Annotated in this window: 8 protein-coding genes; 7 read left to right on the plus strand and 1 reads right to left on the minus strand. The window is 59.5% G+C overall.

What is annotated here, in order from left to right; all coding sequences use genetic code 11:
- The 4 genes from AC3VI7_RS10505 to AC3VI7_RS10520 all read left to right on the plus strand — a co-directional run.
- Nucleotides 1-803, plus strand: an 803-nt coding sequence (locus AC3VI7_RS10505; RefSeq protein WP_489671504.1) for a chromosome segregation SMC family protein, incomplete at its 5' end; no start/stop codon positions are given.
- Between the two features lie 63 nt (nucleotides 804-866).
- Entirely contained in the window at nucleotides 867-1,988 is a 1,122-nt protein-coding gene (locus AC3VI7_RS10510; RefSeq protein ID WP_489668850.1) for a cell division protein FtsZ, read from the plus strand.
- 4 nt (nucleotides 1,989-1,992) lie between these two features.
- Nucleotides 1,993-4,122 (plus strand): NAD-dependent DNA ligase LigA, encoded by a 2,130-nt coding sequence (ligA, locus tag AC3VI7_RS10515; RefSeq protein ID WP_489668849.1) that lies wholly within the window; start codon nucleotides 1,993-1,995, stop codon nucleotides 4,120-4,122.
- A gap of 18 nt (nucleotides 4,123-4,140) precedes the next feature.
- A complete protein-coding gene (locus AC3VI7_RS10520; protein WP_489668848.1) occupies nucleotides 4,141-5,580 on the plus strand; it encodes a right-handed parallel beta-helix repeat-containing protein in 1,440 nt (479 codons plus the stop codon).
- Here AC3VI7_RS10520 and fabI read toward each other — a convergent pair.
- Nucleotides 5,558-6,343, minus strand: coding sequence for an enoyl-ACP reductase FabI (gene fabI, locus AC3VI7_RS10525; RefSeq protein ID WP_489668847.1), 786 nt, complete (start codon nucleotides 6,341-6,343; stop codon nucleotides 5,558-5,560). The two genes, AC3VI7_RS10520 and fabI, sit on opposite strands and share 23 nt — an antisense overlap.
- 260 nt (nucleotides 6,344-6,603) lie before the next feature.
- Between fabI and rimP the strand changes: the two genes are divergently transcribed.
- From rimP to infB, 3 genes are all read left to right on the plus strand, one after another.
- The gene (gene rimP, locus AC3VI7_RS10530) at nucleotides 6,604-7,143 is read left to right on the plus strand and encodes a ribosome maturation factor RimP (RefSeq protein ID WP_489668846.1); all 540 of its coding nucleotides are present in this window, start codon (nucleotides 6,604-6,606) and stop codon (nucleotides 7,141-7,143) included.
- Nucleotides 7,140-8,621, plus strand: a complete 1,482-nt coding sequence (gene nusA / locus AC3VI7_RS10535; protein ID WP_489671052.1) for a transcription termination factor NusA — start codon at nucleotides 7,140-7,142, stop codon at nucleotides 8,619-8,621. Before rimP ends, nusA begins: the two co-directional genes overlap by 4 nt.
- Nucleotides 8,622-8,680: 59 nt before the next feature.
- On the plus strand, nucleotides 8,681-11,333 hold a 2,653-nt coding region (infB, locus tag AC3VI7_RS10540), incomplete at its 3' end, for a translation initiation factor IF-2 (protein ID WP_489671505.1).

The following is an 11,333-nucleotide window of genomic DNA, read 5'->3' on the forward strand; positions in this document are numbered from 1 at the left end:
GCGACCGCATCTCGGCCCTACAGCTCGAAGCCCAAGCCGCGCAGCTCAGTTGCGTCCAATTCCTAGAGCAGCTCACCCAAGCCGAGGTGGACTTGAACGGGCTGGCGCAGAGCGTTGAAACGGGTGCGGTGCGGCTGCACGGCCTGCAAGCTGACATTGACCGCACCCAGCGCGAGATCAACGCTTTGGGGCCGGTGAATTTGGCGGCGTTGGACGAGCTGAGTTCGGCGCGCGAGCGCAAGAGCTTTTTGGATCAACAAAACGCTGATCTGGTCTCGGCCATGACGACGCTTGAAGAAGCGATTGGGAAAATCGACGTTGAAACCCAAGCACTGCTCCAGCAAACCTTTGATACGGTCAACACCCATTTTGGCGAGATGTTTCCGCGTCTTTTTGGCGGCGGCAATGCGCGCTTGATGATGACCGGCGACGCGGTGCTCGAAGCCGGGGTGCAGGTCATGGCGCAACCGCCGGGCAAAAAGAACAGCACCATCCACTTGCTTTCGGGCGGTGAAAAGGCGCTGACCGCGATCGCGCTGGTGTTTGCGATCTTCCAGCTCAACCCAGCGCCGTTTTGTCTGCTCGATGAGGTGGACGCACCGTTGGACGATGCCAACACCGGGCGTTACGCCGCTTTGGTGCGCAGCATGTCGAGTCAGACGCAGTTTTTGTTCATTTCCCACAACAAGATCGCCATGGAAATGGCCGAACAACTGGTGGGCGTGACGATGCAGGAGCAGGGTGTTTCGCGCATTGTGGCGGTCGATATGGAGGATGCGATGGCCATGGCGCAGCCGGCATAAGGCATGATTCGCCCCCTAGGTGTGCAGTGCACGTAATGGCTCCTACAACATCGGATCGGGTGGATGAATTCCTTGCAACTTTGGCTGGCTGTGCTCGGCGCTTGCGTGCTTGCGATCTTGCTGGTTCAAACGATTTGGCTCTCACGCCGGGTGCGTAAACATCAGCGTACCGAGCCGGTGATGGGCCAAGGCGATCCGGTGGGTCTCATGCCACCGGGGGCGCGGGCGTATGAGCCGATGATGGGGTCGCCGGAGGGTGTTGAATTGCCACCCATCGCCCTTGAAAAAGCCGTGATCAGCGATGCGCCGGAGCCAGAAACATCCCAAGTGACGCCGCCCCCTCCCACACGCCGGCCTGCGCTTGGGGCACGGCTGGATCCGCTCATCGACGCCATCGCTTTATTGCGCATGGATGCGCCCGTGTTGGGTCAGAGCGTGATACCGCACTTGCCGCTGAGCCGTCGGGCGGGCAGTAAATCTTTTCTGATTGAAGGCTGCCATGCGCAGACCCGGCAGTGGGGCACTTTGGTGGCCGAGGTTGCGTACGGTGAGTTGCGTGCGGGTGTGCAAATGGCCAACCGGCACGGGCCACTCAACGAAATTGAATATTCCGAATTCGTCCAAAAGATCCAAGCCTTTGCCGATCTGATCAGTGCCAGCCCTGATTTTCCCGACATGCTCAACGTGGTGGCGCGTGGACGTGAGTTGGATGCCTTTGCCGGTCATCTGGATGCCCAGCTGATCATGCGTTTGCGCACCCAGCGTGTGCCGTGGCCTGTCAGTGCCGTGCAGTGGCATGCCTCAAGGCATGGTTTTGTGGCCGGCACCACGCCAGGTCGCTTGGTTTTACCCGGGCGTGAGGACGGTTCGCCGCCGATGCTGAGCCTCGAATTTGACCCTCAAGCTGCGCTGACGGATAACCCCAGCGAGGCGCAGGTGACCGAGCTGATTTTGGCCTTCGATGTGCCCCAAACCGCCTTGGTGGATCAGCCCTTCAACGCTTGGTGCGCCGCTGGTCAGGCCTTGGCCATTGGTTTGGATGCGGTGGTTTCCGATGATCAGGGCTTGGCGCTGCCACCCGACGCTTTGCCCTTGATCGAGCAAGATCTGAAAATCCTGTATCGCCAGTTGCGTGAGCACGGTTTGTCCGCCGGTGCGCGTTCCACCCGCCGCATGTTCAGTTGATGTCATGACCCAGGCTGATCTTTTTGCGGGTGCGCCTGTGCCCGATCCCTTGCCTGAGTTGGTCCCGGCGCAGCGGGTGGCTGAGCTGCGCCGCCAGTTGCAGCATCACGCCTACCGCTATTACGTTTTGGATGAGCCTGAGCTGCCGGATGCCGTCTATGACCGCATGTTTGCTGAGCTGCAAGGTTTAGAGAGCGTTCACCCCGAGCTGCGCAGTGCCGATTCGCCCACCCAGCGTGTCTTGGGTACGGTGCTCGACGGCTTCACCCCCGTGCGCCACGCCGTGCCGATGCTCAGCATTCGCACCGAAACCGACACCACAGCGGCTGGCGCTGAAGCGTTCGATGCGCGGGTGCGGCGCGAGCTGGGCTTGACGGCCGAAGAGCCGCCGCTTGAGTTTGTCGCCGAGCTGAAATTTGACGGGCTGGCCTTGAATCTGCGCTTTGAACACGGTGTGTTGGTGCAAGCGGCCACACGCGGCGACGGCGCATCGGGCGAAGACGTGACGCACAACATCCGCACCATCCGGCAAATTCCCTTGCGCCTTCAAGGCTGTGAAGCGGCGGTGCTCGAAGTGCGTGGCGAGGTCTACATGCGCCGCGATGACTTCGACGCCTTGAATGAGCGTCAGCGCGCCTTGATCGCTGCCGGAGCCAAGGGCGAAAAAACCTTCGTCAACCCACGCAACGCCGCTGCGGGTGCCGTGCGTCAGCTTGACGCCGGTATCGCCGCCAAGCGCCCTTTGAGCTTTTTTGCCTACGGTTTGGGTGAGGTTCAGGGCTGGGATGTGCCTGTGACGCATAGCGCTTTGCTCGATGCCTTGGCCACCATGGGCCTGCCGGTGTGTCCGGACCGGATCGTGACACGGGGTGCCGCCGGCTTGGTGGACTTTCACCGCCGGATGGGCGAGAAGCGCGACGCGCTGCCTTTTGATATCGACGGCGTGGTCTACAAAGTCAATGACCGCGCCCTGCAAGAGAAACTCGGGTTTGTGAGCCGCGAGCCCCGTTGGGCGGTGGCGCACAAATATCCGGCGCAGGAACAGATCACCCGGCTCTTGGGTATCGACATCCAAGTCGGGCGCACCGGCAAACTCACGCCGGTGGCCAAGCTTGAGCCCGTGTTTGTCGGTGGCACGACCGTCAGCAACGCCACGCTGCACAACGAAGACGAAACCCGCCGCAAGGATGTGCGCGTGGGCGACAGCGTCATCGTGCGTCGGGCGGGCGATGTGATCCCCGAGGTGGTGGGCGTGGTGCTTGAGCAACGTCCACCTGAAGCCGCTGCCAGCGAGCCTTTTGACCTCTACAAACGCTTGGGCGGGCAATGCCCGGTGTGCTCCAGCCCCATCGAGCGCGAAGAAGGTGAAGTCGATTGGCGTTGCTCGGGCGGCTTGAGTTGCCCGGCGCAGCGCAAGCAGGCCCTGCTGCACTTTGCCAGCCGCCGCATGATGGATATCGAAGGCTTGGGCGACAAGCTGGTCGATCAACTGGTCGATGCGGGCCTCGTGAACGGCCTGCCCGATCTGTACCGCCTCAGCCTAGAAAGCTTGGCGACCTTGGAGCGCATGGGCGAGAAGAGTGCCGCCAACTTGATGGCCGCCATCGAGAAAAGCAAGACGACCACCTTGGGGCGGTTTCTCTTCAGCTTAGGGATCCGCCACGTGGGCGAGAGCACCGCCAAAGACTTGGCGCGCCACTTCGGTAGCATCGAGCGCTTGATGGATGCGCGGCTGGAAGAGTTGCTCGAAGTCAGCGATGTCGGCCCGGTAGTCGCTGCCAGTTTGCGGCATTTCTTCGATCAACCTGATCAACCCAAGACACACCGCGAGGTGGTGGCGCAGTTGATCGAAGCCGGCGTGCGTTGGCCCGACGAGGTGGGTACAGCCAGCGATGCACCGCGTCCTTTGCTCGGCAAAACGGTGGTGCTCACCGGCACCTTGCCCAAGCTCAGTCGCGACGAGGCCAAGGCCTTGATTGAGGCGGCCGGTGGTCGGGTGAGTGGTTCGGTGTCGAAAAAAACCCACTATCTGGTGGCAGGCGCTGAAGCCGGTAGCAAACTGGACAAGGCTCGGGATTTATCGATCCCGATCTTGGATGAGCAAGCCTTACAACAGTTATTGAAGGGCACCTGATTCTGCCGGGAGCTGGTCATGAAGCGGCACATTCTGAAGCGATCTCCTGTCTTCGCTTTGGCGCTGGGGATGGTGTGTGCTGCCGGTTTGATGGGCTTGGCCGGGGCTTCTACGGTGGTCGGCTCTGAGGATTTCTTGGTCATCAAGATCAAGGATCGCAACAGTGATTTCTGGCAAGGCCCCTTGGTGATCCGCTCGGGTGGCACGTACAGCGGGCATTGGTTCAGCGATAAACCCGACGTGCCCGCCATCCAGATTGATACCGCTGAGCCGGTGGTGGTGCAAGACTGCCAGATTCGTGGGCGCGCCGTGCTGATCAGAGTGTTGAAACCTGGTGCGCGGGTGACGGTGCGCAATTGCCGGGCTTCGGCGCTGAATCCTGAGCTCTATGGCCGAGCCCATGGCCGATTCTTGACTGCGACCAAGCCAGATACTGTGGTGATTGAGCACAATCTTCTTGAGAATACAGCCGGCATTTATTTAGATGGCTCGTTTTCGACTGTGAAAAAGATACATATTCGATATAACCGTGTAGCCAACATCGTTGGTAAATTCAGCAATGGTATGGATGGGTACTTAGAAAGCACCCATTTTACGGATCAAAACAGTGCTGCGCGGGTGCAATTTGTTGATATTGTAAGAGTGCAATCGCCCGCTGTGGATATCAGCTGGAATGAAGTGATCAATGAGCCCGATAAAAGTCGGGTTGAGGATAATATTCGGGTATTAAGCAGTCGAGGAGTTGGTGTCGCAGCACCCATACGTATCCACGATAACTTTATTCGAGGCGGCTATCCGTTTCCAAGTCATCTTTCAAATTATTCGGGTGGTGGCATTGTGATTGATGCATCGGGGTCGAAAGATGCAGAGCAGTCGGCTTATGTCCATGTTGTTGATAACCAAATTATCAGCACGACCAATTACGGCATTGGTATTTCGGCCGGCTATGACAATGTGGTCAGTCGTAATCGCATCTTGGGAGCCAATCGCTTGACGCCCCGTTTGCGTGCGCCGGCCGCGAATGTGGGGGTTTTTGTGCGTGATTACAACGGTAATCGCTTGCGTGGCTTGTTTAGAAACAACAAAGTCAGTGCCAATGTGGTGGGTTGGCATCGCTCGGATGGGCAGCGCAATGACGAATCTTTGAACGATTGCGAGCCGTCGCTTTGCTTGGATGTGATCCATTGGCCCGAAGACGTGACGTTGAGCGATGAGGCCGATGAGTTGCGCCGTTGGCGCGCCAAGATCAAAGCCCGGCGTGTGAGCGTCGGCCCTTCAGCTGACTTGTGTACGCCGCCGTTACCCGTTTCTCAAGCAAGGCGTGATCTTTGGCTGGCCAGCGCCCCCTTTGAGCCATCCTTGCACCGAGGCGAGGACTGCGGCAGCGCACCGGCCAGTGTGACCAGTGCGCCGACGAGCGTTAAAGGCGGTGCCGTTAGTCGGCCCCGCCGACCATGACGTGACTGAAACCACCATCCACATAGGTGATCTCAGAGGTCATGCCTGACGCCAGATCGGAGAGCAGGAACGCGGCCACATTGCCGACTTCCTCGATCGTGACCACGCGGCGCAGCGGCGCGTTCTGGGAAAACAAGCTGATCAGCTTGCCGAAGTCCTTGATGCCACTGGCAGCCAGCGTCCGAATCGGGCCGGCTGAAAGACCGTTGACACGGATGCCCTTGGGGCCGAGGTTGGCCGCCAGATAGCGCACGCTCGCTTCCAGTGAAGCCTTGGCCAAGCCCATGGTGTTGTAGTTGGGTACAACACGCATTGCACCCAGATAAGACAGCGTGAGCATGGCGCTGCGTTCGCGCAAGTAGGGCAGGGACGCCTTGGCCATCGCCGGGAAGCTGTAGGCCGAGATGTCGTGCGCGATGCGAAACGATTCGCGTGACAGACCTTCGATGAAGTCGCCAGCGATGGATTCGCGCGGCGCAAAGCCAATCGAGTGGACGAAGCCATCGAAGCCATCACCCCAAGCTTGACCGAGATCGCTGAACATGCGGTCGATCTGCTCGTCGCTGCCCACGTCGCAGTCATAGATCAATGAAGAGCCGAATTCGGCGGCAAATTCGGTTGTGCGGTCCTTAAAACGTTCGCCGACATAGCTGAAGGCCAGCTCAGCACCCTCGCGGTGGCAGGCCTTGGCGATGCCGTAGGCGATGGAACGGTTGGACAACAGTCCGGTAATCAGGAGGCGCTTGCCAGCGAGAAAACCCATGAAGGCTCCATGTCAATGATGTCGATAGTGTGCGGATTTTCTCATGGGTGAAGCGGTATGGCGCTATTTCGCCTTTACAAGCCTCGCCAACCGTCCTTGGCACCGGCCTTGTCTCGGTTGAGTTGTTGCCAAGTGGGTCTTCGTCGCGTATGATCGGCGCTTCGCTAAATCGCTGAATGGGCGGGGGAATCCGGTCCATTTTTTTTTGCTTTTTTCTTTTTATTTCAGCGCAAAGAGCTCCTTTGCGCGCTAGAAGGTCGATGAACTGGCAGCAGACTGTCGAGAAAACCGTCTCAGGACTCGGGTACGAGTTGGTCGAGTGTGCGTTCGCGCCCCAAGGGCTTTTGAGCGTTTATATCGACCGTGTCCCGGCTCAGGTATATCCGACGGGACCCGGAGAGTCTGTCACGGTTGAGGACTGTGAGCTGGTCACGCGCCAGTTGCAGTATGTGCTTGAAGTGGACGGCTGCGACTACGCTAGGCTTGAAGTGTCTTCGCCGGGCTTGGATCGTCCGCTCAAAACAGTGGCCGATTACGCCCGCTACGAGGGTGCTGAGATCGATGTCACCCTGAAATTAGTTTTTCAAGGCCGGAAAAAGTACCGAGGCACATTGCGCCTTGTCGATGCCGGCTACGAGTTGCTGTTCAAGGACGGCAAGGAAGAAAAAATTCTGGGATTTGTACTTCCTGAAGTTCGAGAGGCCCGTTTGGTGCCGGTGATCGACTTCAAGAAGGGACGCAAGCGTCGTGCAGGGGAATCTGACGATGCAACGGGCGAAGCCGGAGGTCACGAAAAATGAATCGCGAACTGTTGATGCTGGTCGATGCGATTTCACGCGAAAAGAGCGTGGATCGGGATACCGTGTTTGCTGCTGTCGAAGCGGCTTTGGCGTCGGCCACGAAAAAGCTTTACGAAGGTGAAGTGGATGTTCGGGTGGCCATTGATCGCGAAACCGGAGGCTATGAGACCTTCCGCCGTTGGCGCGTGGTGCCCAACGAAGCGGGTCTTCAGTTGCCGGATGCCGAAGTGTTGCTGTTCGAAGGCTTGGAGCAGATTGCCGACGTCGAGGTGGGTGACTACATCGAAGAGGCCATCGAATCGCTGCCGATCGGCCGCATTGGTGCGCAAGCCGCCAAACAAGTGATCTTGCAAAAGATTCGCGACGCTGAGCGCGAGCAACTGCTCAATGACTTCTTGTCGCGCGGCGACAAGATTTTTGTGGGCACGGTCAAGCGCCTCGATAAGGGTGACTTGATCGTCGAAGCCGGGCGCGTTGAAGGGCGTTTGAAGCGCACTGAGCTGATCCCGAAAGAAAACCTCCGTGTTGGCGACCGTGTGCGCGCCATGATCATGGAGGTTGATTCGACGCTGCGTGGTCCACAGATCATGCTGTCGCGCTCGTCGCCGGAGTTCATGACGGAGCTGTTCCGTCAAGAAGTGCCCGAGATTGAGCAAGGGCTGCTTGAAATCAAGAGCTGCGCCCGTGACCTGGGTTCACGCGCCAAGATTGCTGTGCTTTCGCACGACAAGCGCGTTGATCCGATTGGTACGTGTGTCGGTGTGCGCGGCTCGCGGGTCAATGCTGTCACCAATGAGTTGGCGGGCGAGCGCGTGGATATCGTGCTGTGGTCGGCTGACCCGGCGCAGTTTGTGATCGGTGCCTTGGCACCCGCGAACGTGCAGTCGATTGTGGTGGACGAAGAGCGTCACGCGATGGACGTGGTGGTGGACGAAGAAAATCTCGCCATCGCCATCGGTCGCGGCGGTCAAAACGTGCGCTTGGCGTCGGATTTGACCGGCTGGAAGATCAACATCATGACGGCCGAAGAGTCCAAAGCCAAGCAGGCCCAGGAGTCGGATGGGATTCGCGCGCTCTTTATCGACAAGTTGGATGTCGATCAAGAAGTCGCTGACATCCTGATCGCCGAAGGATTCGCCAGCTTGGAAGAGATTGCCTACGTGCCGCTCCAAGAAATGCTGGAAATTCAATCGTTTGATGAAGAAACCGTGCAAGAGCTGCGCACCCGAGCCAAGGATGCGTTGTTGACCATGGAAATCGTCAAAGAAGAAAAGGTGGATGAAGCCGCTCTGGATCTGCGTGATCTGGATGAAGCGCTGACTCCGGAGTTGATCGCACGGCTGGCCGATGGTGGGGTGCATACCCGCGATGATCTGGCTGATTTGGCGGTTGACGAATTGACCGACATGACCGGCATCGACGAGGCGCAAGCCAAGGCGCTGATCATGAAGGCTCGTGAGCACTGGTTCAACGTCTGACATTGACTTCACAGACCACCAGCCATCACCGCAACTGCATTTCTCTAGGAACAATCGACATGGCCGTGACTACCGTTGCCCAGTTCGCTGCTGAGCTGAGCCGCTCGGCGTCGGCGCTGCTTGAGCAACTTCAATCTGCTGGCGTCAACAAGGCATCGGTTTCCGACCCCTTGACTGAGTCCGACAAAGAAAAGTTGCTTGCCTATCTGCGTTTGACGCATGGCACGGCAGCGGGTGACCGCAAGAAGATCACGCTGCTGCGTAAATCCACCAGCGAGATCAAGCAAGCCGACGCCTCTGGCAAAGCGCGCACCATTCAAGTGGAGGTGCGCAAAAAGCGTGTCTTCATGCAGCGCGCTGAAGCTGGCCCTGTCACAGGTAGCATGAGCACCGCTGCGGCAGCCGACGTGGCTGTCGAGGACGAGGTGGAGCTTGATGTCGCTGAGCCGACTCAAGCCCAAGCCGATCAGACCGATCAGGTGCTGCGCGAGCAAGAGCAAGAGGCGCAGCGCCAAGCTGAATTACTCCTGATTCAAGAAAAAGAAGCAGCTTTGCAGCGCGAGCGAGAGGCGCAAGAGCGCCGTGAGCGCGAAGAAGCTGAACGGCTGGCGCGCGAGCGTGAAGCCAAAGAGCGCGCTGCCGCCGAAGCGGCCAGAGCAGCCGCTGAAGTTGCGGCTGCCCAAGCGGCCGCTGAAGCCGCCGCCCTAGCCGCAGCTCAGGTTCGTGCTGCCCAGCAACCATCGCAGTCCGTTGTGCAAAAAAAGACACCCGATAGACCTGCCGCCGTTGGCGGCCCGGCCCGAACTGAGGCCAATCGTTCGGCTCCTGTCTCGAACAGTCGGCCTTCATCCCTCGCTACTGCGGGTGGCCCTGGTCAACCCGTGCGACCCGTGATCGCCACCCCGTCGTCGCCTGGGGTTACCCCGACGACCGTGGTGTCCACCGTGGCTCGACCCGGTGTGCCGGTGCGCGTGGTTAAGGCGGCCGATATCGCTGCTGGTGCTGCGCAGAAGCAAGCGGACGTGGATGCACGCCGTCGCAAAGCGGAAGCTGAAGCCGCCGCGATTCGCGCCATGATGTCGCAGCCCAAGAAGGTGCTGACGGCCGCTAAGAAGGTTGAAGAGCCCAAGCCTGTTCCCGTGGCAGCACCTGGTGCGCCCAAGGAAGGCATCAGCGGCACCATCCATAAGCCCAAGGCTGGTGCGCCGGGCGCGCCGCCTGCGGCAGCCGGTGCGGCCAAGCCGGGCGATAAGAAGTCGGTCAAGTCGGAGAAGCTTTCTTCGAGCTGGGCCGATGACGCCAAGAAACGCGGTGTAGCGGCCAAGCCAGGGACCACAGGTCCGGGCGCTCGTCCGGGTGCTCCTGCTGGTGCTCCCGCTGGTGCGCGCAGCGGTGGCTGGCGACCGGGTGGTGGTTCGCATCAGCGCGGCGGTGCTTCATCGTCACGCCGTGATGGCCGTGGTCATCACGACAGCAACTCATCCAACAATTACAACGCGCCGGTTGAACAGCAAGTTCAAGAAGTGCATGTGCCCGAGACCATTTCGGTGGCCGATTTGGCGCACAAGATGTCGGTCAAGGCCTCTGAAGTCATCAAGCATTTGATGAAGCTGGGCCAGATGGTCACCATCAACCAGCAGCTTGATCAAGAGACCGCGATGATCCTCGTCGAGGACATGGGCCACAAGGCCTTTGCCGCCAAGCTCGATGATCCGGAAGCGTTCCTCGAAGAAAATGCGCCCGTTGTGGCGTTGGAGCTGACGTCGCGCGCTCCGGTGGTCACCATCATGGGTCACGTCGATCACGGCAAGACCTCGTTGCTTGACTACATTCGCCGCACCCGTGTGGCCGCTGGCGAAGCGGGCGGCATCACGCAGCACATCGGCGCTTATCACGTCGAGACACCGCGCGGCATCATCACCTTCCTCGACACCCCCGGTCACGAAGCCTTCACGGCCATGCGTGCTCGTGGTGCCAAGGCCACGGACATCGTCATCTTGGTGGTGGCGGCGGACGACGGTGTGATGCCCCAGACGAAGGAAGCAATCCACCATGCCAAGGCGGCGGGCGTGCCCATCGTCGTGGCGATGAACAAGATCGACAAGCAAGGTGCCAACATCGACCGACTCAAACAAGAGTTGGTGGGTGAACAGGTGGTGCCTGAAGAGTTCGGTGGCGAATCGCCCTTTGTGGCGGTGTCGGCCAAGACCGGCCAAGGCATCGACGACTTGCTGGAGCAAGTTCTCTTGCAAGCCGAAGTGCTGGAGTTGACCGCAGCCAAGAATGCCCCGGCCAAGGGCCTGGTGATCGAAGCCAAGCTCGACAAGGGTCGCGGTCCGGTCGCAACCGTGCTGGTGCAATCTGGTACCTTGAAGCGTGGCGACGTTGTGTTGGCCGGTCAAAGTTATGGCCGCGTGCGCGCCATGATCGACGAAACCGGCAAGTCGGCTCAAGAAGCTGGCCCGTCGATTCCGGTCGAAATCCAAGGCTTGACCGAAGTGCCGCGTGCGGGTGACGAGTTCATGGTGTTGTCCGATGAACGCCGTGCCCGTGAAATCGCCACCTTCCGTCAAGGCAAGTACCGTGACGTCAAGCTGGCCAAGCAACAAGCCGCCAAGCTGGAAAACATGTTCGAACAGATGGGACAGGGCGACGTGCAAACGCTGGCCCTCATCATCAAGGCCGACGTGCAAGGTTCGCAAGAAGCGCTGG

It is taken from the genome of Leptothrix toolikensis (SeqCode), from assembly GCF_057922285.1.

Coding starts and splice junctions, on each gene's coding strand:
- ligA (WP_489668849.1), top strand. CDS start 1,993: ATGACCCAGGCTGATCTTTTTGCGGGTGCGCCTGTGCCCGATCCCTTG.
- AC3VI7_RS10510 (WP_489668850.1), top strand. CDS start 867: ATGAATTCCTTGCAACTTTGGCTGGCTGTGCTCGGCGCTTGCGTGCTT.
- nusA (WP_489671052.1), top strand. CDS start 7,140: ATGAATCGCGAACTGTTGATGCTGGTCGATGCGATTTCACGCGAAAAG.
- rimP (WP_489668846.1), top strand. CDS start 6,604: ATGAACTGGCAGCAGACTGTCGAGAAAACCGTCTCAGGACTCGGGTAC.
- fabI (WP_489668847.1), bottom strand. CDS start 6,343: ATGGGTTTTCTCGCTGGCAAGCGCCTCCTGATTACCGGACTGTTGTCC.
- AC3VI7_RS10520 (WP_489668848.1), top strand. CDS start 4,141: ATGAAGCGGCACATTCTGAAGCGATCTCCTGTCTTCGCTTTGGCGCTG.